This is a genomic window from Campylobacter showae (assembly GCF_900699785.1).
Lineage (GTDB): Bacteria > Campylobacterota > Campylobacteria > Campylobacterales > Campylobacteraceae > Campylobacter_A > Campylobacter_A showae_D.
Genome location: NZ_LR535679.1, coordinates 1,355,623 through 1,378,303, shown reverse-complemented (window position 1 = coordinate 1,378,303; position 22,681 = coordinate 1,355,623). Strand labels below are relative to the sequence as shown.

Annotated in this window: 17 protein-coding genes, 2 tRNA genes and 3 rRNA genes; 7 read left to right on the top strand and 15 right to left on the bottom strand. The window is 47.5% G+C overall.

The window, feature by feature from the left end; all coding sequences use genetic code 11:
* Window positions 1-101: 101 nt before the first annotated feature.
* The gene (locus E4V70_RS06930; RefSeq protein ID WP_122863129.1) at window positions 102-1,196 is read right to left on the bottom strand and encodes a DNA adenine methylase; all 1,095 of its coding nucleotides are present in this window, start codon (window positions 1,194-1,196) and stop codon (window positions 102-104) included.
* 114 nt (window positions 1,197-1,310) lie between these two features.
* Between E4V70_RS06930 and E4V70_RS06925 the strand changes: the two genes are divergently transcribed.
* The 6 genes from E4V70_RS06925 (at window position 1,311) to E4V70_RS10785 (ending at window position 4,334) form a co-directional block, all read left to right on the top strand.
* A complete protein-coding gene (locus tag E4V70_RS06925) occupies window positions 1,311-2,177 on the top strand; it encodes a menaquinone biosynthesis family protein (RefSeq protein ID WP_172603264.1) in 867 nt (288 codons plus the stop codon).
* A complete protein-coding gene (gene fliQ, locus E4V70_RS06920; protein ID WP_232037885.1) occupies window positions 2,174-2,443 on the top strand; it encodes a flagellar biosynthesis protein FliQ in 270 nt (89 codons plus the stop codon). The genes E4V70_RS06925 and fliQ overlap by 4 nt, the downstream gene beginning before the upstream one ends.
* Entirely contained in the window at window positions 2,440-3,225 is a 786-nt protein-coding gene (locus E4V70_RS06915) for a UDP-N-acetylmuramate dehydrogenase (RefSeq protein ID WP_122862403.1), read from the top strand. The genes fliQ and E4V70_RS06915 overlap by 4 nt, the downstream gene beginning before the upstream one ends.
* Window positions 3,226-3,280: 55 nt before the next feature.
* Window positions 3,281-3,607: a hypothetical protein gene (locus E4V70_RS06910; RefSeq protein WP_122862402.1), complete on the top strand. Its 327-nt coding sequence runs from the start codon at window positions 3,281-3,283 to the stop codon at window positions 3,605-3,607.
* Between the two features lie 231 nt (window positions 3,608-3,838).
* Window positions 3,839-4,141: an SEL1-like repeat protein gene (locus E4V70_RS06900; protein ID WP_122862401.1), complete on the top strand. Its 303-nt coding sequence runs from the start codon at window positions 3,839-3,841 to the stop codon at window positions 4,139-4,141.
* Between the two features lie 52 nt (window positions 4,142-4,193).
* A complete protein-coding gene (locus E4V70_RS10785) occupies window positions 4,194-4,334 on the top strand; it encodes a hypothetical protein (protein ID WP_163026449.1) in 141 nt (46 codons plus the stop codon).
* Between the two features lie 106 nt (window positions 4,335-4,440).
* On the opposite strand, the gene E4V70_RS06895 is transcribed toward E4V70_RS10785, so the two are convergent.
* The 7 genes from E4V70_RS06895 to E4V70_RS06865 all read right to left on the bottom strand — a co-directional run bounded on the left by E4V70_RS06895 (window position 4,441) and on the right by E4V70_RS06865 (window position 11,612).
* The gene (locus E4V70_RS06895) at window positions 4,441-4,893 is read right to left on the bottom strand and encodes a hypothetical protein (RefSeq protein WP_122862400.1); all 453 of its coding nucleotides are present in this window, start codon (window positions 4,891-4,893) and stop codon (window positions 4,441-4,443) included.
* 141 nt (window positions 4,894-5,034) lie between these two features.
* Window positions 5,035-6,564, bottom strand: coding sequence for a phosphatase PAP2/dual specificity phosphatase family protein (locus tag E4V70_RS06890; protein WP_232037836.1), 1,530 nt, complete (start codon window positions 6,562-6,564; stop codon window positions 5,035-5,037).
* A 503-nt stretch (window positions 6,565-7,067) separates the two neighbouring features.
* Window positions 7,068-9,104 (bottom strand): bifunctional alpha/beta hydrolase/class I SAM-dependent methyltransferase, encoded by a 2,037-nt coding sequence (locus E4V70_RS06885; RefSeq protein ID WP_122862398.1) that lies wholly within the window; start codon window positions 9,102-9,104, stop codon window positions 7,068-7,070.
* A 38-nt stretch (window positions 9,105-9,142) separates the two neighbouring features.
* Window positions 9,143-9,697, bottom strand: coding sequence for a DUF1287 domain-containing protein (locus E4V70_RS06880; protein WP_122862397.1), 555 nt, complete (start codon window positions 9,695-9,697; stop codon window positions 9,143-9,145).
* Window positions 9,698-9,704: 7 nt separating this feature from the next.
* Window positions 9,705-10,634: a phosphatidate cytidylyltransferase gene (locus tag E4V70_RS06875; RefSeq protein ID WP_122862396.1), complete on the bottom strand. Its 930-nt coding sequence runs from the start codon at window positions 10,632-10,634 to the stop codon at window positions 9,705-9,707.
* Window positions 10,631-10,993: a hypothetical protein gene (locus E4V70_RS06870; RefSeq protein ID WP_122862395.1), complete on the bottom strand. Its 363-nt coding sequence runs from the start codon at window positions 10,991-10,993 to the stop codon at window positions 10,631-10,633. The genes E4V70_RS06875 and E4V70_RS06870 overlap by 4 nt, the downstream gene beginning before the upstream one ends.
* The gene (locus E4V70_RS06865) at window positions 10,974-11,612 is read right to left on the bottom strand and encodes a lysophospholipid acyltransferase family protein (protein ID WP_122862394.1); all 639 of its coding nucleotides are present in this window, start codon (window positions 11,610-11,612) and stop codon (window positions 10,974-10,976) included. The genes E4V70_RS06870 and E4V70_RS06865 overlap by 20 nt, the downstream gene beginning before the upstream one ends.
* A 736-nt stretch (window positions 11,613-12,348) precedes the next feature.
* Between E4V70_RS06865 and hcp the strand changes: the two genes are divergently transcribed.
* Window positions 12,349-13,677 (top strand): hydroxylamine reductase, encoded by a 1,329-nt coding sequence (hcp, locus tag E4V70_RS06860; RefSeq protein WP_122862392.1) that lies wholly within the window; start codon window positions 12,349-12,351, stop codon window positions 13,675-13,677.
* Window positions 13,678-14,345: 668 nt separating this feature from the next.
* Here the strand turns inward: hcp and E4V70_RS06855 are convergent.
* From E4V70_RS06855 to E4V70_RS06825, 7 genes are all read right to left on the bottom strand, one after another.
* Window positions 14,346-14,942 carry a CDP-alcohol phosphatidyltransferase family protein gene (locus tag E4V70_RS06855; protein ID WP_122862391.1) on the bottom strand — a complete coding sequence of 199 codons (597 nt, stop codon included), beginning with the start codon at window positions 14,940-14,942 and terminating at the stop codon, window positions 14,346-14,348.
* 178 nt (window positions 14,943-15,120) lie between these two features.
* A 5S ribosomal RNA gene (rrf, locus tag E4V70_RS06850) occupies window positions 15,121-15,239 on the bottom strand.
* Between the two features lie 169 nt (window positions 15,240-15,408).
* Window positions 15,409-18,314 (bottom strand): 23S ribosomal RNA (locus tag E4V70_RS06845).
* Window positions 18,315-18,796: 482 nt separating this feature from the next.
* Window positions 18,797-18,872: transfer RNA gene (locus E4V70_RS06840), tRNA-Ala, on the bottom strand.
* A gap of 12 nt (window positions 18,873-18,884) precedes the next feature.
* A tRNA-Ile gene (locus tag E4V70_RS06835) sits at window positions 18,885-18,961 on the bottom strand.
* A gap of 306 nt (window positions 18,962-19,267) precedes the next feature.
* Window positions 19,268-20,778, bottom strand: a 16S ribosomal RNA gene (locus tag E4V70_RS06830).
* The 16S, 23S and 5S rRNA genes sit together here with 2 tRNA genes alongside, the layout of an rRNA operon.
* Window positions 20,779-21,295: 517 nt before the next feature.
* The gene (locus E4V70_RS06825) at window positions 21,296-22,678 is read right to left on the bottom strand and encodes a DUF945 family protein (RefSeq protein ID WP_122862390.1); all 1,383 of its coding nucleotides are present in this window, start codon (window positions 22,676-22,678) and stop codon (window positions 21,296-21,298) included.
* Window positions 22,679-22,681: the final 3 nt, after the last annotated feature.

Here is a 22,681-nt window from a genome sequence, read left to right as displayed (position 1 = left end):
AATTTAAAATAATCGGGCTGATTTTATCAAATTTGAGATGAATTTTTGATTATTCGCGCAAATTTGAGACGGGTTTGGGCGCGGTCAAATTTAGCCTAAATTTACGCCTTTTTTAAAACGTAAAGCAGCTCGCTAACGTGCGTCGGGCGGCTGGCTAGATTTCTGCTACCGCGAAAGGCGTTGTATTTTTGCTCCAAAATTTGCACTTCGCCAAGCCCGGCTAAATTTTCGCTAAATTCCTCGCGCGCGATGAAGCCCTCGGAGTTAAACGAGATAAGCACGAATTTGGCTTTTAGTTTTGAGATTAGCTCGAAAAACGCGGGCGCGGCGGCTGATTTTTGATTAAACACCGAGCGGTTCCAGCCTCTAGCGATACCAGAAACCCGCGAGATTTCGCTCGGACGCTCATAGCTAGCGATCAAATTTAACATAAAGTAGTTCGAGCCGTACGGATGCTGGTTATACGGCGGATCAAGATAGACTAGATCAAGCGGCGGAAGCTCGGCGGCAAGCTCATTTGCGTCTTGCCTTTGCACGTTAAATTCGACGTTAAAATTTGAAAAAACGGGCTTAAGCAGGCTGATGTCTGCCGTGATGCGAGATAGCGCGTGCTTGCCGCGTCCGCCAAACTGCCCAAGGCCGTCCTTGTTTTTATGAAAACCCTTGAAAATACCGCTGGTGTTGGCGTGCACGCTGGCTGAATACAGCAGCGGAGCGACGAAAAAAACGCGCAGCTGCTGCGGCACTAGCGCCTCGATAATCTGGCGCGCGGTGTCTATATAGGCGGCGTTTTTTCTCGTGTAAAAGACGCGGTCCGTCGCCGAGATATTTGCCTCGTCTTTTGGTGCGTAAAGCTCACAGATAAAGCCCTCACACAAATTTGCGCCGATTTCGCGCGTTAGTTTTTCATGCCAAAAATCAAGCTCTTTTTTAAATCCCGCGTCCGCGTTAGCTAGGTAGCACTCGTTTGTTACGCGACTATAAAGCTCCAGGTCGTTTGCGACGATGAAGCTTGCGTGGGATTTTAAAAACCGCGACACGATACCGCTACCGCTGAAAAGGTCGCAGCAGCTTAGCTTTTCTTTACCGAGCACCTCTTTTGCGATATTTACGCCTTGTTCGATGAAGCCTAAAAGCGAGCGTTTGTTGCCAAGATAAGTTAAAATTTGCTCTTTTAAATACGCCTGATTTTCCATATTTTTCTTTATAAATTCCGCATTTTTATGGCGATTGTAGCAAAAATTTACTATAATTTCGCAATTTAGCCGCGCGCGAAATTTAAAGCGGAGCAAAAAGGATAAAATTTGAAGATTTTTAAGCATATAAACGTCGCTCACTCGCCCGATGCCGACGATATTTTTATGTATAAGGCGATTGATTTTGGCTGGGTGAGTTCAAAAAATCTAAAATTTAGCGCCACCGCGCTTGACATCCAGACGCTAAACGACGAGGCGCCAAAGGGCACTTATGAGGCCACGGCAATCAGCTTCGCGCTATATCCGCTCATCTGCGACGAATACGCGCTTTTGCGCACGGCAGTGAGCTTTGGCGAGGGCTACGGACCAAAGCTCGTCAAGAAAAAGGGCGCGGTTTTAAAACGAAATTTCAAGGTCGCGCTAAGCGGCAAGCACACGACAAACGCCCTGCTTTTTCGCATGGCATACCCGCAGGCGCGCATAGTTTATAAAAACTTCCTAGAAATCGAGGGCGCGGTCTTAAGCGGCGAGGTGGACGCGGGCGTGCTGATACACGAGAGTATTTTGGATTTTTCGGACGAGCTTTGCGTGGAGCGCGAGATCTGGGATATCTGGAGCGAGCTAGCTGGCGAAAATCTACCGCTGCCGCTAGGAGGCATGGCGGTTCGCCGCAGCCTGCCGATAACGGACGCCGTCGAGTGCGAGCGCGTGCTAACGGAGGGCGTACGTATCGCCACCGCGCATAAGCCCTTTTTGTCGAACATGCTTCTCGAGCGAAATCTCATCCGCGTCGATAAAGAAAAGCTAAAAACCTACCTAAATCTCTACGCAAACGATAGCTCCGTATCTATGAACGAAACGCAGCTAAAGGCGGTAGATAGGCTCTTTGCGCTTGGTTATGAGCGCGGATTTTACCCACTACCGATCAAGGCCGAAAACTATCTCGTGCCGACCGAGTACAACGATATAAGGTTTAGCTGATGCAATCAACACTCATAGAACTCGGTATCGAAACATTCAAGATCGCGCTATATCTGAGCTTTCCGATGTTGCTTGCTGGCCTATCGGCGGGCCTTATCATCAGTATATTTCAGGCTACGACGCAGATAAATGAGATGACGCTAAGCTTCGTGCCAAAGATCATTTTAGTCGTCGTCGTGATTATATTTTTGATGCCGTGGATGGTCTCGATGATGGTCGATTTTACTACGCGCATGATAGAGTTTATCCCAAATTTCGTGCAATGACGCAGCTTATAGATTTTTCCAAATTTAGCTCGGTGCGAGTGGGCGGCGTGCACGAGGTGGCGGTGCTAGAAAGCATTGAGGACGCTCTAAAACCGGAATTTGCCGGGCGCGTGATGATAGGCGGCGCGAACAACCTACTAGTCTCGCCAAACCCGCCCCCGATGATGATGCTAGGCGGCGCGTTTGATTATATAAACTTAAACGGCGACGTGCTTAGTATCGGTGCTGCGACGAAGTCGGGCAAAATTTACAACTTCGCCAAAAAGCAGGGTATCGGCGGATTTGAGTTTTTGCAAAATATACCTGGTACGCTTGGCGGACTAATAAAAATGAACGCAGGGCTTTGCGGCGTTAGTATCAGCAATAGCCTGCTAGCCGTGCGGCTAGGACGCGGCTGGGTAGAGCGCGAGAGGATAAGCTTTAGCTACCGAAAAAGCGGGATAGATGAGCCGATTTTCGGCGCCGAGTTTAAAATTTTGCGCGAATTTGACGCAGCGCTCGCCGCCGATTTTGCCGCTAAGCGCGCAAATCAACCAAAGGGCGCTAGCTTTGGCAGCTGTTTTGTTAATCCGCCCGGCGACTACGCGGGCAGGCTAATCGAAGCGGCAGGGCTAAAAGGCTACGCGATAGGCGGGGCTAAATTTAGCCAGCAGCACGCAAATTTCATCATAAATTTTAACGCCGCGAGCTTTGCGGACGTGACCGGACTCATAAATTTAGCCCGCGAGCGCGTTTTGGAGCAGTTTGGCGTCGAGCTAAAAACCGAAGTGGTCGTGATTTAGGTTAAAACATAGCAAAGAGGCTATAATGCATAAGATTACTCGCAAGGAGGGTCTTATGAAAAAGCTAGCTTTAGCCATGTTTTTAGCATTTTGTTGCCTGTCGGTAGCACAGGCCGGGCCAAATCACAACAACGGACTAGCGGCAAAATCCAAAGGCCAGTGGAAGGACGCGGAGAACTACTTTAAGCTAGGTTGCTATACGGAAAAGGTCGATTCTTCTTGCAAGGAGCTCGGGCAGCTTTATGAGTTTGGCAAGGGTTCTGACGTCAAAAAAGACTCCGGACGCGCAAAGCAGGCCTATGAAAAGTGTTGCGAGATATCGTTCGGCAAGAGAAGCGACTGCTGCGACAAAGTAAAAGATAAAACCGCCGTAAGCGCCTAAAAAGGCTGCAAAAACAACGATGCGGCGGCCTGCATAGACTACGCTTATGAAAAACAAGACGTCAAATACTACCAAAAAGCTTGCGATCTAGGCTCAAATTTAGGTTGCCTATGGACGGGCTACTCGTACACCGAGGGCAAAAACGGCGCCGAGCACGATCCTAAAAAAGGCTTTGAGATATTTTCAAAACTTTGCAGTAGCGGCTACGACGACGGTTGTAAATTTGTAGCGATGGGCTATAGAGACGGCAAAGGCGTAGAGAAAAATATAGACAAAGCCGTCGAAATCCTAAGCGAAATTTGCCAAGGCGAAAGATTTGACGGATGCGCGAAGCTAGGCGAAATCTACCAAGACGACGCCTACGGCAAAAAAGACGAAGCAAAAGCGTACGAGTACTATCTCCTAGCCTTTACGAAAAAAGAGCACGAAGCCTCAGGAAAATACAGACAACGCCGCAAAAGCCTGCGAAGCAAATATCGCGCTAGGATGCGAGTACGCGGGCTCTGCGTACTACCAAGAAAAGCAGTTCGCTAAAGCCACGGAGTATTTTGACAAGGGCTGCGAGCACGGCCTGGTCGAGTCATGTTTGTTTGCGGGCTACACATACTACATGCCACCAGCCCAAAGCGGAGTCGAAAAAGATCTTGAAAAGGCTAAAATTTACTTCAAAAAAGGTTGCGATCTAGGCTCGGCTCAGAGCTGCAGCACGCTAGAAAATATCAAATAAACCTACGGGCGCAAATTTAACCGTTTGCGCCTAAATTTATCTTTCAAACCATAAAATCATACGATCGCGGAAGTCAAATTTTAAGCTCAAATTTGGCTCCCAAACTCTAGCCCAGATAATAACCCGCCAAAGCTGCGGCAGCAACGAGGATAGTAAGCGCGGCGGTTAGTTTATACAGCCGCAAAGCTCCGGCGCAGCGACTTTTCATATCACGGATTTTTGGCGGCTTGCTAGTTAAATTTAGCTCTAAAAGCGCCGCGTCAAATTCGCCCTGCCTCAGCCCCTCATCCGCAAAATCCTTAAATATAAGCGCATCAAAATGCAGCCTAACGTGCAGATAAAATAGAGCCGCAAAAGCCGCCAAAAAGCCCGCAATAACGGCAAAATTTGCAAAAATGCGAAGGCAGACAGCTAGCTGAAGTAAATTTAACAAGAAAAATAGCCTATGCGTCGCTAAAAATCTAGCCGCAACCAGCGCTAAGACTCTATCGTCCGTCCTTTGGCGGCATTCGCGCTCCCCGTCTTGCGCCGCTTTTTCGTTTTGCTCCGCATTCGTCATTTTCCCTCCTCATTTTGGGCGTTTGCCTTTGGTTAAATTCCCGTTCGTTTTCGCCGAAAATTTACAATGCCGCTTGTTTTTTTGTCCGCAGATTTTTAAATTTGATCCCTCAAACCGGACTTGATCAAATTTAGCATGCGCCTATTTCGCGCTTAAATTTGCCGCACTTGCTTTTGCGAATTTAGCCGTCTTTAATCCGCTTTCGAATTCGCGGGCTTCTGCGGCTAGCTGCATTATCCGCTCCCGTAGCGAGCTAGCGACGGCGATCTTTTCGCGGTGAGATTTTAGTAAATTTAGCGCCTCGTCAAATCCTAGCCCCGCGTAAATCACCATCCAAGCAAGCAGCACCGACGCGCTCCTACCGTAGCCCAGCGCGCAGCAGACCAGCACCTTTTTGCCGTTCTCGGCGGCTCGTTCGTTTGAGTTAGCGAAAATTTGTCCCGCCTCGGCGATCTTACTTTCGTTTGCCGCGCCGCGCGTTTGCAAATTTGCCCGCGCGTCTGTTTGCTTGTCAAATTTCAAATTTCGCTCGTTCGCGTAGCCGTTTGCTTCGGCGCTAAAAGCCATTTTCACGAGTCGCTCAAGCTCGTCTGCGCCTAGTTTTAACTCGTCTGCGCTCGGCGTTATCATATCTAGCATAGGTAGGCTTGCGTAAATTTGCGCGCCGCCGGGCCCCTCAAACTCGGCCGCGAGATCTAGAATCGCGTCAAATTTGCCCGCCTGCTTAACCGAGCCCAGATAAAGTCCTGGCAAAATCTCGTCTGAAAGCCGTCGTCCACGTAGCCAAAAAAGAGCATTTAACCGCGCGACGCAAAGATACGGGAAGAGTAAAGCTTTAGCCGTAGCGGCGTGACGTCCTTGCCCGTTTTTAGCAAAAACACCCGCGCCCAAAAACGCGTAACAGCAGGCGACTAGCGCGAAACTAAGGCTCGCCCAAGATAGCCACAGCGCCCACGAGCTCCAAATTTTAGCCCCAAAAATCGCCATAAAAAGCGTCAGAAATGCAAGCCCCAGATATAGCGCCGCCCATTTGTAGCGCGCAATCTCTGCGGCCATGGCAAACCTAAGCGGCTTGCCATCCATCGGACGAACGAGCAGCACAAAACAGCCAGCGGCCAACCCCGTCGGAATGTCGATAAAATGGTGCTGATACGTGGTCAGCACGCTAAGACCGATGAGCGCGAACCACGCTACAAGCGCCGCCTTAAGCCAAACTGTGCGCGCCTTGCGAAGGTAAAATGCGCCCACCACGACGCAAAGTATGATGTGTAGCGACGGGGCTTGATTAAACGGGAGGTCAAAGGCGGCGAGGCTAGAGAACAAAAAGCCGCTAAAGCCTGAAACTGCGGGCTTTTCCCACGACATTTGCAAAGGAAAAACGATAAAAAATAGCGTCGCGATAATCTGCGCGGCGAGCAGCTGCGTGACGTAACGCGCGAGCTCACGGCTGTCGCGGCAGAGGAAAAATCCAAGCGCGTAGAGCAAATTTAGCGACCAATACGGCACAATGCTCCACGCCCAAAACGGCACCGCGCGCTCCCATGCAAAATAGATCTCGGGTACGTTTGCGCGAGCGCTCGCGAGGGCATTTGTAGCGCCGTAGCTAGCGTAAAATATCGCGGCAACTACGACGAGCGCAGCCAACTGCGATAAAAACAATTTCGTTTTCATTTTTGCCTTTTTTGCTAATTCTATCAAATTTTAGCGGATTTGCACTTTTACGGCTTAATCAGTTCCAAGATCGCCCGCTTGACGTAAAAACGTAAAATTTAACTGCAAATTTTACTCGCCGAGACCCGCACCTTGAAAATGCTAAATTTGGTTTTGTCAAATTTAAAATTCTCTAAAATTTTTAGTTTTTCTTTTTCTTGGGAGGCGGAAGGGGTTTCTACTTACGAAGCGTCGCCCCTTCCGCCCCCAAACCCCCACCAACCCCACTGCACGTTCAAGGGGTGCGACCGCGCTGCCGCGCCGCACGTTTTTAGTTTAGCATTTTTGGGGTACAGGTCTCGGCGAATAAAATTTAACTTCAAATTTGAACGTAAAAAGATAAGGCGAAGTATCGTGAGATGATTTTAAATGTTTTGAGGCAAATTTCGTCCCAAGACTAGACATGTAGTCTGTCGCAGGGCGAAATTTACGAAATCATTTAAAGGCGCTCGCGAGACAAGCCGTTAAATTTTAACGGCCAAACTCACGCTAAATATCCCATCCCCATCTATCCATTCACACACCTTCTTAAATCCCGCATTTGCCACGAGCTGATCCATCTCGGCCTGGCTGCGGCGGCGCATGATCCACGCAGCACCCTGCCTGTGGCTAGATAGAGCGCGCGCGATCATCTCGAGCTGCGGGTGCCACGGCTGGTTGGTGTAGATGAGGTAGCCGCCGCTTTTTACGCTGCTTGCAAAGCCTTGTAGCGCGGTGCGCACGACCGAGTTATCCGGGAAGAGCTCAAACAGCCCCGACACGACGCCTAGCGTATATGCGTCCTGCAGACCCTCGTAGCTAGCGGCGTCAAAGGCGTTTGCCTGCGTAAAGCTCGCGACGTCCTGCAGCCCGCGCTCCTTTATCATTTCGCTGCCGGCTTTTACGTTTATGTCGCTGTAGTCGCGTAGCGTTATGCGCTCAAATTTATGCCCCTGCGCGGCGTCTAGTATGTATCTGCCGTGTCCCGAGGCGATATCTAGCAGTCGTAGCGGCTCGCCTCGCTCCTGCAGCTTTGCTACGGCTTGATCGATGGCTAGCTTGATATTTCGTTTGCGCTCTCTGATACCGCGCCAGCCGATAGCGTTTAGGTAAAATTTGTCGATAAATTTAAAAAATTTGTTCGCCCCTTGCGGTTCGTTTCGGTAGACGTAATCAAGCGTACTGCCGCTATCGTAGCCGGTATTTTCGCCGATCTTTAGCCCGCCGACCCACGGCGAAACCGCCTGCATAAATATCCGCTGAAATTTAAATCGCAAATTTTTCGGGCTAAATCTCGGCAGCGGCGTAGCTAGCCTATCGGCCTCCTCGCGGCTAAAGCCGTATTCGTCCGCGTGCGTGCAGTCCACCTCGCTAAAAGGCTCGCTAAACCTCTCTCCGACAAACTCGCGAATGATCTCAAACGCTCTCTCCCGCTCGCTCTCGCCCAACGTATCGTGGTAAAATCCATCTAAAACCTCGCGCCTTTTTACGCGCGCGCCAAGAGCGTTGTAAAACTCGTGCTGCGGGGCGTGCTCCACGACCCAGTCATCGCCCGAGATCAGCAGCAGCGTAGGCGTCGTGATCGCGGCGGCGTCGGAAACCACGCGCTGCGCCGCCTCGTAAAGCCCCAGCAGTATGCGCACCGAGATCGCGCGAGTGATGAGCGAGTCGGCGTCGTAGCTGGCCTGGCGCTCCTTGTCGTGCGTGAGATAGTGCGCCTTGACGTAGCTGTTTACGAAAAAATTTCCGCGGGCGCGGTAGATCGCCTTTAGCCCGGCTCTAGCAAACGGCACGTAAAGCTTCACGCTAAAGGCCGGACTTGCCAGCACCGCGCAGCGAACGCGCACAGCGTAGTCGTGCAGCCACGCCGAGACCAGCACCGCGCCCACGCTTTGGGCTATCACGGCTAGATTTTGCGTCTTAAAGCCAAATCTCTGCTCGATATGCGCCACAAACTCGTCCACGTCGGCGATGAGACGGCCGATACTTGGCGCATCGCCCCGCTCGCCCTCGCTTTTGCCGTGTCCGCGCTGATCCCAGGCAAAATAGCTAAAACCCTCATCCGCTAGACTGTCCGCTACGTGCGTCGTCCTGCCCGAGTGCTCGTGTCCGCGGTGAAATATCGCTACGGCTTTGGCGTTTGGCGCGGCTTTAAATTTGAGATTTTGCTCGGCATTTTCGCTAGGCGTCTCGCTCAAATTTGAAGCGGCGCATTTGCTAGTTTCGTTTAAATTTGAGTCCAAATTTTCGCCGCCGTTTGGTAAATCTGGTCCCTCAAATTTGCCTTCGCCGCTTGAGCCTAACTCCGCATTTTCGTCTGTGCCGCCTGCTTGCTCGCTAGTCAAATTTGACGTTTTGTTTGCGGTCCCGGCGCTTAAATTTGATCCGTCAAATTTACTATCTTCGCTTAAATTTACTTCGCCTGCGCCAGGGTTTTCGCACGCCACGTCGCTAGCCAGGCGGTATCTGTAAAATATCCTAGCCCCGTCACTCGTTATAAAATAGCTCTCTTTAAACTCCATTTTTCGCCTTTCTCGCTTAAATTTATCGATTTTTCTACTTATTTTATCCTAAAGTGCCCCGTTATCTCGTACTCGTTTAGCACATTCTCCTCCTGCGCGCCAAGCCCGATATTGTGGATCACGAGCGGGGTTTTGCTAGCGGCAAATTTATCCGAAACTATGCCGATATGCGGCCTGCCGTTATCAAGCCGCCACGTCACGATATCGCCCGCTTTAAACTCGCCCTTCGCCTCGTAACCCTTGCGTTTTAGATAGGTCGAGATGTTTGGCACGCGGCGATGATCGATGTTCTTGTCGGTCTTTTTCGCGCCCCAGTTTTTTGGATAGGCGCTAAAATTTGCGCTCATATCCTCATGGATGAGCCGCTGCAGATCGATATCCTGTCCGCGCAGCGCCCTAACGACGACGTCGGTGCAAACGCCCTTTATCATATCCACGTCGCCCATCGGGTACTCAAGCCTAGAGTACAAAGGATCGTAAAACAGCGTCTGCCCGATCTGCGCTCTAGCGTCTTGCACTAGCTTCCCAGCCGAAAATGCAAAGGCAAAATTTGCCGCGAGCGCTAAAAGTAAAATTTTGCTCCAAATTTTCATCAAAACCTCACGCGTAAAAATATCTAACTATGTGAAAAAATATCGGCGCCGCAAAGCACAGCGAGTCCATACGGTCAAGCATCCCGCCGTGCCCGCTGATCATATAGCCCCAGTCCTTGACGCCCAGATCGCGCTTGATTGCAGACATAACAAGCCCTCCTAAAAAACCCATCATACAAACGGCAAGCCCGATGAAAAACGCCCCCACCGCGCCAAAAGGCGTGAGATGATGCAGGCACGCGGCTAGCGCGCTAGCGCTAAGAACCCCTCCCCCAAAGCCTACCACGGTCTTAGACGGACTGATACTAGGCGCGATCTTGCGCTTACCAAAAAGCTTGCCCCAGACGTACTGCAGCACGTCGCTAGATTGCACGACTATGATCAAAAACAGCATCAGCTCCATACTGCTGCCACTCTCAAGGTCTAGCAAAAGAAGCGCGGGGATATGCGAGATACAAAAGACGCAGATCATCAGCGCCCACTGGATCTTCGTCGAGCGCTCTAAAAAATAGGCCGCATCTCCGCAAATAGCCGCCAAAATCGGTAAAAACAAAAATCCGTAAACTGGGATGAATATCATCGCCATTGCGTACCAATCGGCATATATAAATATATACTGTACCGGCAAAATCACGTAAAAGCACGCCACGAGCGCGATATGATCGCCCCTGCGGATGTAGATGAGCGACAAAAACTCGCGCAATGCGGCAAAAGATACTAGCAAAAACAAAAATATCACGGCGTTTTTGCCCATATACGTAAATGCAAAAATCACCAAAATCATCGCCCACCAGGCGTTTATGCGCGAGGTCAAATTTGATACGGTTTTGTTCTCGGCGCCAAATTTCGCCTTTAGGATAAAGGCAACGGCGCTAGAGACGACCAGCACCGCGATGAGTCCTAAAAATAGATTTAATATATGATTTTGCGGGTTCATTTTAGTGCCTTTTGGTTAAATTTGAAGCTAAATTTGACGTCTGTTTCGTATGCCGCCGAGCGAGCCGAATTTACGCGCGTTTGGTTTGCTCTGCGGACGGTTTGGGCGGTTAAATTTATTGGCGAAAAATGCTCGCGCTTTGAGCCTGCGTTTGGGTCAAATTTGATTTGCGGCGAGGCGAGCATTTTAGCCCGGGCTTTATTTTTAAATTTGACGCTTCTAGCCGCCGCTCTCAAAGGCTTACCGTCAAATTTGCCGTAAAGATCGGTCACAAATCTCCCAGTCTTACGTGGCGGATTTACGGGGCTCAAATTTACCGCCATCGCTAAAACTTCCGCGCTAGGCTTTCGTTCTATCATTTTGCGTATCGCTTATCGCTAGCAGCGCGTCTTGCGCCTTTTGTAAAAACTCGCCCTTGCCCTCGCCGCCGTAGATTATCTCCTCGCCCACTATCAGCTCGCAAAGTAGCGGGATGGGTATCATAAAGCCTTTAGGCAGGACATTTCGCGCATTTTTGATCCATACGGGCACGAGCGGGACGGCGGGACACTGCTGCGCCAGGCGGAAAATCCCGCTTTTAAATGGCTGCAGCGCTAGGTCGTCGTTCATCTTGCGCGTGCCTTCGGGGAAGATAATGAGAGAGTGCGTCCGTAGCGCCTCGCTCATTTGCGTCAGTGCCTCCAGCGGGTCTTTACGGCGGCTGATTAGCACCATGTTAAACACGTTTTTAGCAAGAAACCTGCGCACGGGCCCGCCCCGCCAATACTCCGCCGCCGCGACGGGACGCACGCGCTTTCTCACGCGATATGGCAGCGAGACGAAAATCAGCAAAAAATCGCCGTGGCTAGCGTGGTTTGCGTAGTAAATTTTAGTGCCTTCGCCGATGTTTAAAAGCTCCTGCGGCGGCCGCACGCCCGTGATAAATATTGTAATACGGCAAAGGATAAAATCTAGCGCGGCTGCTAAAAACTCTTTCATCTTTTGTCCTTTGTGTTAAATTTGCCTTATTTGCGCGTCAAATTTGACGAGTAGCGCGGATTTGCGGCGACGCCTGCCTGTGAACGAAGCGGGTTTTGAAGCTCGGGATTTTAACTCGTAGACGCTCATGATACTCCAAATATAAGCTTAACGAAACTTAGGCAGATTTAGCTGCGACTCTAGCTTGCCGCCCACAAAACCACTTATCGATTTTAAAAAATATGATAAATTTCTTTTATAGAAATATCACTTCGATTGTTTTGTATTTTTGTAGTATTATACCTAAAATTCGCATTCTTTAAGCGAAGCAAGCAATTCCTCATTGCCCTTGCGGTTTTGCTACGCTTGGGGAATGCCTTTAAATTTGCCGGCTTATGTTTCTTGATCGTTTTGCGCGCTAGCGAGTTTAGCCCCATAGCCCGCCGATCTGCCATAGCCCCTGATTTAGTAGAGCCGTCAAGATTGTCGTTGCTCCATAGTATCGGCTCGTTTACTGAGCGATTTTATTACCCAAGCATAGGCCGTGCCGCTCGCGATTTTGTCGCTAGAATTCTAAAATTTGATCAAATTTGCATAACGCCCCGGCTGCGGCAAGAACTCAAATTTGGCTCGTAAAATTTAAATTCTCATTTTGTAAATAATTTTGATAAATTTTCGCCGTTTCTTGACGATGATCAAGTCGTTATTATAAATAAAATCTTAAAATCTATAACTAATTTTTTATAAAGGATTTTCTATGAGTTACAATCAAGAGATGTTCTGTCATCAGTGCCAAATGAGCGCGCCCGAGGGCTGCGGTGCCAAAGGCCAAGATCGCGGCACCTGTGGTAAAACCTCCACGCTGGCGTTACTTCAAGACACTATGGTTTTCGGACTTAAAGGCCTTAGCGCCTACCGCCACCACGCGCACGAACTCGGCGCCGATACTAGCGCGGTCGATACCGTTATGGCGGATACGCTGTATTTCACGCTGACAAACTCAAATTTTAACTTTGACGAGCATATCGCGCAGCTAATGGCCGTCGGAAGCGCGGGCGTGCAGATGATGGATATCTTAAGCGAGGCGCATACCGCAAAATTCGGCGTGCCGACCCCGGTTAAAGTTAGCCAAAACAAAGTCGAGGGCAAAGCGATTTTGGTCAGCGGACACAACCTGCATGCTCTTGAGGCGCTACTAAAAGCGACCGAGGGCAAGGGCATCAATATCTACACCCACTCCGAGATGCTTCCTGCGCACGGCTATCCGCAGCTTCGCAAGTATCCGCACCTAAAGGGCAACGTCGGCAAGGCGTGGTTCGATCAAACTAAGCTTTTCAACGAATTTAAAGGCGCGATTTTGATGACCACGAACTGCATCGTACCGCTTCGCTCGTCCTGTAGCTACGCAGACAGGCTGTTTGGCTACTCTATCGCGGGCACCGACGGCATCAAGCATATCCAAAACGACGATTTTACGCCGCTCATCGAGTGCGCGCTTGCATGCGGCGACGTGAGCATGGACAGCGACGAGAGCTTGGTGACGGGCGGACACTATAAGACGATTTTAAGCCTTGCGCCGCAAATTTTAGACGCGATCAAATCTGGCAAAATCCGCCGCTTTTTCGTCATCGCGGGCTGCGACGCGCCGGGCAAAGGACGCGAGTATTACCGCGAGCTAGCGCTTAGCTTGCCGAAGGACTGCGTGATTTTGACCTCCAGCTGCGGCAAATTCCGCTTCAACGACGTGGATTTCGGAAACGTGCCAGACACCGAGCTTCCGCGCTATATCGACCTTGGTCAGTGCAACGACAGCAACGGCGCGGTCAAGATCGCTCTGGCGCTCAGCGAGGCTACGGGTATCGCGGTAAACGATCTGCCGGTCTCGATCGTGCTGATGTGGATGGAGCAAAAGGCGGTTATCATCCTGCTTGCGCTGCTTAGCCTGGGCGTTAAGAATATCAACGTGGGCCCTACGGTGCCTGAGTTTTTCAACGATGAAATTTTGGGCTTTTTGGTGCAAAATTTCGGCCTTCGCCTAATCAGCAGCGACGCACAGGCGGATTTGAAATACTTCCTGGGCGAATAACTATCGCTCGGGCAATCTTTTCGGGCGCGTGAGAAATTCTGCGCGCCCGTTTCGCCGCCGTTCGCGCTTGTAAATCCGCTTGCGCTCGCTAAAATTTAAAATTTCGGCCGGCGGCAAATTTCGTTTTACAACACGAGTGCTACGTGGTCTTTGCTTATTAAAAAGCATCTTAACCAGACCTACACCCAAACAAAAATACCCGCTCGCTCCTCTGCTTTAAATTCCATAAACGCGTTTGCCTTAGCAATAAGATAACTTTAGCAAAAACCGAGTTTATAAATTTGACATGCTCGCCAAATTTAGTTTTTTGTACGGCTATCGCAAGCTCTTATTTTAAATTTGACTAGCTTGCGTCGTCCGTAAATTTGGCTATCTTTTTGATAAAGTTTTTCCATGACTATGCTACATTTTTTGGCTATTTTTAAATAATTTATCTGAGTGCGGATTGCGATTTATTGCTTGCCTACTAAACCCATGCTAGCGCTTTATAAAACTTTTAAACAAATTTACCCGCAACCGTAAACTACGCCAAGTGTTATAGCATTGCAGTGGAATATTGTTTTGGGATTTATATCGTTTGATTTATGGGAGTCTAGGCATAAATTTGCAAAAAAATGTCATCCTATTTTTAGTTCATTTCTCAAATTTATGCCGCGTATTTTATTAGACTAGCTTTTTAAACCCATTCTGATGCGATTTATGCAGGTAAGCGCAAGCAAAAGCGCCACCGCATAAAGCGCCCAACTAAACCATGAGGGTAGCTGACCAAATACTGCATATATAGTGCCTATAAGCCCGAACACAAATGCGCGGTCGCTCTTGCCCATAGGGCCGTCATAACGCCTACCGCTACCCTGCACCTGCCCTAGAACGCCTAAGAACTCGCTCATAAAGGCTAAAAAGATAACGAACGCGATAATGCCCCATCCAAATGGTGCCACGAAAGCAAACGGCAAATAAAGCGCGGCGTCAGAAATAACGTCAGTAGCTTCATTCAGATAGCCTCCAAGCGGGGTTTTTTGATTAAACTCACGGGCCAGCATACCATCAATAGCATTTAACGCCATGCGTAAAAACATCCAAATAGGTAGCAGAAAAAATAACGCTGAAATATCGGAAAATTTAGCAAGTAGCGCACCTAATAAAATGGAGATAATGCAGGCTATAAGCGTAACTTGATTTGCCGTAATACCGGCATTATAAAGATGCTTTACTAACGGACGAAGCAGGTTTTGAAATTTGGGTTTTAGCTCGTAAATACTCATGATACTCCAAATAATTTTAATTTAGCATTTTCTCCTAAAAATACTTGAATAAAGTTTAATAAAGGAGCGCACCAACAACTTCATCAATCCAAGAACAGACAACATATTACAAGACAAACAAACTAAAGAATACAGAATGCAAAACAAGGGAGTAAATAGTATAAAAGTATAAAAACAAAGCCCGCAACGACCTACTTTCCCGACATCCCAGTAAGGGAGAGTATCATCAGCCAGGACGAGCTTAGCTTCTTGGTTCGAGATGGAGCAAGGCGTTTCCTCGTCTGTATAGTCACGGGCAGTGTTAAAGAAATAAACTATGCTAATTTACTTCTTTAACACTGCTATTTAATTGTTAAAAGCCAAATCTTATTTTAACTAAAACAAGATCTTGATAAGGTATAACTTAGATATTTTATTTCGGATTTCCGAAATAAAATTACCCTTAACAAGGAAGTGATGCTTATTAAAAGATAAGCAGACGAGCTATTAGTACTGGTCAGCTAAAGGACTTTCATCCATTACACACCCAGCCTATCAAACTTATAGTCTATAAGAGCTCTTAAAAGAAGATTCATCTTGGAGTTGGCTTCCTGCTTAGATGCTTTCAGCGGTTATCACATCCCGACATAGCTACCCAGCGCTACCCTTGGCAGGATAACTGGTACACCAGTGGTCGGTTCAACCCGGTCCTCTCGTACTAGGGTCAACTCTCCTCAATCTTCTTGCGCCCACGGCAGATAGGGACCGAACTGTCTCACGACGTTCTGAACCCAGCTCGCGTACCGCTTTAAATGGCGAACAGCCATACCCTTGGGACCTGCTCCAGCCCCAGGATGCGATGAGCCGACATCGAGGTGCCAAACCTCCCCGTCGATGTGAGCTCTTGGGGGAGATCAGCCTGTTATCCCCGGGGTACCTTTTATCCTTTGAGCGATGGCCCTTCCACACAGAACCACCGGATCACTAAGACCGACTTTCGTCCCTGCTTGACGTGTATGTCTCGCAGTTAAGCTGGCTTTTGCCTTTATACTCTGCGAACGATTTCCAACCGTTCTGAGCCAACCTTTGTAAGCCTCCGTTACATTTTGGGAGGCGACCGCCCCAGTCAAACTACCCACCAGACATTGTCCTACTTGAGGATAACTCAAGCTAGTTAGCTATCAGAATAAAAAAGAGTGGTATCTCAACAACGGCTCACCATAAACTGGCGTCTATGGATCAAAGCCTCCCACCTATCCTGCACATTTTTATCCCAATAGCAGTGTCAAGCTGTAGTAAAGGTCCACGGGGTCTTTCCGTCTTGCCGCGGGTAGGAGGAATTTTCACCTCCACTACAATTTCACTGGATCCCTCTTCGAGACAGCTCCCATCTCGTTACGCCATTCATGCAGGTCGATATTTAATCGACAAGGAATTTCGCTACCTTAGGACCGTTATAGTTACGGCCGCCGTTTACTCGGGCTTCGATCAAACGCTTCGCAGAGCTAACGTCATCAATTAACCTTCGAGCACCGGGCAGGCGTCACACCCTATACATCCTCTTACGAGTTAGCAGAGTGCTGTGTTTTTGGTAAACAGTCGGGAGGGACTCTTTGTTGTAACCTTCAATGCTTACGGAGTAAATCCTTCACAAAGTTAGGCACACCTTATACCGAAGATACGGTGCTATTTTGCAGAGTTCCTTGAAGAGAGTTCTTCCACGCGCCTTAGAATACTCATCCCACCCACCTGTGTCGGTTTACGGTACGGGCAACTATAACTAAACTTAGAAACTTTTCTTGGCTCGACAGTATCAGCAATTCGCTATCCATTCCGAAGAACTTCAAACGCCTGTGGGGTCTCGGCTTAAAAAGATCCGGATTTGCCTGGATCTTAACCTACACCTTTCGACTAGCACTACCATCCGCTAGCTTGCTTAACTCTAAGCGTCCTTCCATCGCACATTATAGTTGGCATTGGAATATTAACCAATTTTCCATCGCATACCCCTTTCGGACTTTGCTTAGGACCCGGCTAACCCTACGATGACGAGCATCGCGTAGGAAACCTTGGGTTTACGGCGTTGGGGATTCTCACCCCAATTATCGCTACTCATGCCTGCATGCTCACTTGCATTCGCTCCAGCGCTCCTTACCGGTACACCTTCGACGCTGAATGCAACGCTCTCCTACCACTTAGTAAAACTAAGTCTAAAGCTTCGGTACTCATTTTAGCCCCGTTATATTTTCCGCGCAGAATCACTAGACCAGTGAGCTATTACGCTTTCTTTAAAGGATGGCTGCTTCTAAGCCAACCTCCTGGTTGTTTAAGTAACTCCACATCGTTTTCCACTTAAATGAGATTTAGGGACCTTAGCTGTTAGTCTGGGTTGTTCCCCTCTCGACGACGGATTTTATCACTCGCCGCCTGACTGCCATGATTACACACTAGGTATTCGGAGTTTGATAGGGTTTGGTACATTGGTGTATGCCCTAGCCCATTCAGTGCTCTACCCCCCAGTGTTACTACATGACGCTATACCTAAATATATTTCGGAGAGAACCAGCTATCACGATGTTTGATTGACCTTTCACCCCTATCCACAAGTCATCCCATGGCTTTTCAACGCCAGCGGGTTGGGTCCTCCACCGGCTCTTACACCGGCTTCAACCTGCTCATGGATAGATCACATCGTTTCGGGTCTGCAGCATCTGACTAAACGCCCTATTAAGACTCGCTTTCGCTACGGCTCCGGGTTTCCTTAACCTCGCCAGACACCACAACTCGCAGGCTCATTATGCAAAAGGCAGTCCATCACACGTCATAAAGAATCGTGCTCTGAATGATTGTAAGTAAATGGTTTCAGGTTCTATTTCACTCTGATCACCTCAGTTCTTTTCACCTTTCCCTCACGGTACTTGTGCGCTATCGGTCTAGTAGTAGTATTTAGGGTTGGATCGTGGTCGACCCAGCTTCAGACAGAATATCACGTGTTCCGCCCTACTCAGGATACTGCTAAGTAAAACAAAGCTTTCATATACGGGAGTATCACCCTCTATGCTTAATCTTTCCAGATTATTCTATTAGCTAAGTTTAGTCTATATCGCAGTCCTACAACCCCGTTAGTAAACTAACGGTTTGCCCTCTTACGCGTTCGCTCGCCGCTACTAGCGTAATCTCTTTTGATTTCTTTTCCTGAGGGTACTAAGATGTTTCAATTCCCCTCGTTCGCTCCATAATAGGTAGTTAAGCTCGCGCTTAACTGGGTTGCCCCATTCAGAAATTCCCGGATCAAAGCCCCTTGACGGCTCCCCGAGACTTATCGCAGCCTGGCACGTCTTTCATCGCCTCTACTAGCCAAGGCATCCACCACTTACTCTTAGTAGCTTACCTTTTATTAGTATATAATATATTCTAATTCGCATCACTTCCTTGTTAAAGGTAACTCATAAATTTAAGATTTCATAACGAAGCCTCAAATTTAGATCTATTACGAAATTTAAATCTCTAGCTTTTAAGACGGAAAGCATTGACTAATATCTAGGTAAGTTTTAAATCCTATGATATCTTGTGACGTCAAACTTCTGCATTAAGCAAATAAGCAAGATATTTAAATCTTTAACAAGTCCTGTAAAATTGTTTTATTTATTAAAACTTGATTGTGACTTTTAACAATGATAAACTAAATAACGTTTAGACTTCGCAGACTAGCAAAGCTAGTCTTTGCGACCAAGGGCTAAAGCCCTTTGGAAACCCCTAAAGCACACCGCTTCTTTCGGAAGCGCCGTAAGAATAAAGAGTCTATTTCGACAAAGTCTAAACTAAATATTTAACAAAAATACTTAGTTTAGACTTTTTTGATGTTAAACTAATCATGGTGGAGAATAGCGGGATCGAACCGCTGACCTCCTGCGTGCAAAGCAGGCGCTCTCCCAGCTGAGCTAATTCCCCAATTAAATTCTCTGGTGGGCCTAACAAGACTTGAACTTGTGACCTCACCCTTATCAGGGGTGCACTCTAACCAGCTGAGCTATAGGCCCCTCTTGTGCCTCTTCTTGTTTTATACTTCGTCATCTTTTTTTGAAATCTACGTCACGTATTATATATACGCTCCTTGATTTCTCAAAAAGCTTCCTCGTCTAAATCAAGAACAGCCTACAATATTTTTATCTCTATAAAATTTAGAAATCCAATATAAAGATAACTAAAAAATCAAAGATAAAATCTATAAGTTTTATCGTCAATCTTTCAAAACTAAACAAGGTCGATTGAGTAGATTATCTATAGCGATAACCTAAATTTTCCTTTGACGAATATCTTGTGAGAGAATATTCGTTGTACTCTAGAAAGGAGGTGATCCAACCGCAGGTTCTCCTACGGTTACCTTGTTACGACTTCACCCCAGTCGCTGATTCCACTGTGGACCATAACCGGTTTGGTATTTGGGCTTCGAGTGAAATCAACTCCCATGGTGTGACGGGCGGTGAGTACAAGACCCGGGAACGTATTCACCGTAGCATGGCTGATCTACGATTACTAGCGATTCCGGCTTCATGGAGTCGAGTTGCAGACTCCAATCCGAACTGGGACGTATTTTATAGATTTGCTCCATCTCGCGATATTGCGTCTCATTGTATACGCCATTGTAGCACGTGTGTCGCCCCGGACATAAGGGCCATGATGACTTGACGTCGTCCACACCTTCCTCCTCCTTGCGAAGGCAGTCTCATTAGAGTGCTCGGCCGAACCGTTAGCAACTAATGACGTGGGTTGCGCTCGTTGCGGGACTTAACCCAACATCTCACGACACGAGCTGACGACAGCCGTGCAGCACCTGTCTTAACATTTCTGCAAGCAGACACTCTTCCATCTCTGGATGATTTGTTAGATATCAAGTCCGGGTAAGGTTCTTCGCGTATCTTCGAATTAAACCACATGCTCCACCGCTTGTGCGGGTCCCCGTCTATTCCTTTGAGTTTTAATCTTGCGACCGTACTCCCCAGGCGGTATACTTAATCCGTTAGGTGCATTACTGCCTCGACTAGCGAAGCAACAACTAGTATACATCGTTTAGGGCGTGGACTACCAGGGTATCTAATCCTGTTTGCTCCCCACGCTTTCACGCATTAGCGTCAGTTAAGTTCCAGCAGATCGCTTTCGCAATGGGTATTCTTCTTGATCTCTACGGATTTTACCCCTACACCAAGAATTCCATCTGCCTCTCCCTTACTCTAGATTATCAGTTTCCCAAGCAGTTTAACGGTTAAGCCGTTAGATTTCACAAGAGACTTGATAATCCGCCTACGCGTCCTTTACGCCCAGTGATTCCGAGTAACGCTTGCACCCTCCGTATTACCGCGGCTGCTGGCACGGAGTTAGCCGGTGCTTATTCCTTGGGTACCGTCATAATTCTTTCCCAAGAAAAGGAGTTTACGCTCCGAAAAGTGTCATCCTCCACGCGGCGTTGCTGCTTCAGGGTTTCCCCCATTGAGCAATATTCCCTACTGCTGCCTCCCGTAGGAGTCTGGACCGTGTCTCAGTTCCAGTGTGACTGATCATCCTCTCAGACCAGTTACGCGTCATAGCCTTGGTAAGCCATTACCTTACCAACTAGCTGATACGATATAGCCCTATCCATTACCGAAAAACTTTCCCGTACCTACTTATATAGATACGGAGTATAAGGTATTAGCAGTCGTTTCCAACTGTTGTCCCTTAGTAATGGGCAAGTTAGCTATATATTACTCACCCGTGCGCCACTAAGATTAAATAGCAAGCTACTTAATCTCCGTTCGACTTGCATGTATTAGGCACGCCGCCAGCGTTCACTCTGAGCCAGGATCAAACTCTCCATATAAAATTTACCTAAAATAAAATATCTTAGGATTTAATATGAAGTTTTAATCAAAAAACTTTAATTTTATTAATTAGTTTTATCTCTTATCTACTTTCCAGGGAAAGCCTGAAAAAAGATTGGCTCAATCGATCACTTGTTTAGATTTCAAAGATTGACTAATTAGTTTAACAGTGTTAAATTAAAAAACATAATTTAAGAGTTAGTTTCAAAAACTCTCAAAAATTAGAGAATTGTTTATTTAACTCAAAATTAAAACTTACGATATTAAAAGAAAAGGCTTTATTAACGTGAAAGTTAAAGGTGGTTTCTCAATTCGTGAGCTCGAATTATACAGATAGGATGCTTAAAAAATACTGAAGAATAAGAGGGTCGAGAATAAAATTTAGAGATTTTTTGTTGGGCGTTTTGTTAAATTTAATCTATCAGAAATTTACTTTAATATATAAGCAAAAATAAAATTCATTTAGCGGACGAAGTGGCAAATTTCACACTATCGTCCGCTAAAAATAAAACGAAATTAGTTCGCCATTAGGCTCATTATAAATTCTTTGAGCGAAATTTTATCGTTTACGAGCAAATCGTCGCTACCGACATCGTGTTTAAATTTCGCGCTCATATACTCGCCGTCTTTGGCAAAAAGCGAATTTACGCGCTCTTCAAAAGGCTTGATGCCGTCCATCATTTGGTTAAAGTCGCTATCGGCCATTAGCCCCTTATATGTGCTCAAAAACTCCGTTATAGACGCGGCTTGCACCTTTATCTCGCCGTCAAATTTGATCGCTTTTAGCGCCGTTTGGATATCCGCGTCGTCATCTAGCGCTTTACTTTCCGCGCCGAGACCTGACGCATCGGCTACGGCATTAAATTTTAGCTCTTTGCCGTTTGGGTTTTTAAAGCTAAAATTTTTAATCTCCATCACGTAGTTTTTGCTCATCAAAATTTTATAAAGAGCCGACTCTTTCGGGCCAGTGACGTACATCGCCATCGCTTCTTTGTTTACGTTTTTCTCGTTTAGGCTCAAATTTAGCTGCGTGAATGCCCTTTTGCCGTCTACGTCAAGCGCGCCTAGACTCACGTCGGTAAGCGTATCGAGGAGATTTGCGTCTGCATTTTGCTTTATCTGCGTCAAAAACGACATGCCGGTAATGTCGACCGATTTTGGAAAATCATAGCCCCTAGCGCTGTTAAAGCTCATTTTATCGGTCTTTAGCCCGATTTTAGCTATGTTTTCGTAGGCGGTTTGTATGTTTATAAACGAGATGAGATCGTCAAAGCTCTTAAAGTCGTTAAGCTCGATTAGCGCGGAGGCGTTTTCTATATCGACCTTATCCGTGCCGTCCGTATCGCCGCCGCCGATTTTACCGACGCCGATTTCTAGGGATTTTATCTTATTTTCTTTGATTTGCGCCTTTGCAAACGGCTTTGAGATTACAAAGCTAGAGTCATCTTCATTTGTTTTGATATCGGCCAAATTTAAGGTCACGTCGCGGGTTTTATCAAATTTTATCAGCGCGTCGACGCTTAAAAACTCGTCCGTACCGAAAATTTTCTTTAGATAGAGCGCGGCTTCGGGCGTTAGCGCTTTGACGTCGCTATGAGCTTTAAAGCCGCTAAATAGCTCGGCAAATCCGTGCTTTAGCGTCGTTTTGGCTTCAAATTTGACCGGATCTCTACCGTCGGTGAGCTCGAGTTTTAGCACCGCGCGCGAACTAAACAAGCCTTTGTCGTAGTCGTTTTCTACCGCGTTTGCTTTTATATTAAAAAATCCAAGCTTGAGCGTCTCACTAGTTAGCCTCGCCACGCCCCTATCGTAGGACTCTTTGGCCTTAGTCGAGCCGTAAAACGCGACTCCCAAAACCGCGATCAAAACGACCGCGAGCGTAAATATAACCTTTTTCATTTT

What these genes read in the sequence shown, in the direction of transcription:
- E4V70_RS06930 (WP_122863129.1), bottom strand. Translation starts at nt 1,196, where the DNA reads ATGGAAAATCAGGCGTATTTAAAAGAGCAAATTTTAACTTATCTTGGC.
- E4V70_RS06915 (WP_122862403.1), top strand. Translation starts at nt 2,440, where the DNA reads ATGACGCAGCTTATAGATTTTTCCAAATTTAGCTCGGTGCGAGTGGGC.
- E4V70_RS06910 (WP_122862402.1), top strand. Translation starts at nt 3,281, where the DNA reads ATGAAAAAGCTAGCTTTAGCCATGTTTTTAGCATTTTGTTGCCTGTCG.
- E4V70_RS06900 (WP_122862401.1), top strand. Translation starts at nt 3,839, where the DNA reads ATGGGCTATAGAGACGGCAAAGGCGTAGAGAAAAATATAGACAAAGCC.
- E4V70_RS06895 (WP_122862400.1), bottom strand. Translation starts at nt 4,893, where the DNA reads ATGACGAATGCGGAGCAAAACGAAAAAGCGGCGCAAGACGGGGAGCGC.
- E4V70_RS06890 (WP_232037836.1), bottom strand. Translation starts at nt 6,564, where the DNA reads ATGAAAACGAAATTGTTTTTATCGCAGTTGGCTGCGCTCGTCGTAGTT.
- E4V70_RS06885 (WP_122862398.1), bottom strand. Translation starts at nt 9,104, where the DNA reads ATGGAGTTTAAAGAGAGCTATTTTATAACGAGTGACGGGGCTAGGATA.
- E4V70_RS06880 (WP_122862397.1), bottom strand. Translation starts at nt 9,697, where the DNA reads ATGAAAATTTGGAGCAAAATTTTACTTTTAGCGCTCGCGGCAAATTTT.
- E4V70_RS06875 (WP_122862396.1), bottom strand. Translation starts at nt 10,634, where the DNA reads ATGAACCCGCAAAATCATATATTAAATCTATTTTTAGGACTCATCGCG.
- E4V70_RS06870 (WP_122862395.1), bottom strand. Translation starts at nt 10,993, where the DNA reads ATGATAGAACGAAAGCCTAGCGCGGAAGTTTTAGCGATGGCGGTAAAT.
- E4V70_RS06865 (WP_122862394.1), bottom strand. Translation starts at nt 11,612, where the DNA reads ATGAAAGAGTTTTTAGCAGCCGCGCTAGATTTTATCCTTTGCCGTATT.
- hcp (WP_122862392.1), top strand. Translation starts at nt 12,349, where the DNA reads ATGAGTTACAATCAAGAGATGTTCTGTCATCAGTGCCAAATGAGCGCG.
- E4V70_RS06855 (WP_122862391.1), bottom strand. Translation starts at nt 14,942, where the DNA reads ATGAGTATTTACGAGCTAAAACCCAAATTTCAAAACCTGCTTCGTCCG.
- E4V70_RS06825 (WP_122862390.1), bottom strand. Translation starts at nt 22,678, where the DNA reads ATGAAAAAGGTTATATTTACGCTCGCGGTCGTTTTGATCGCGGTTTTG.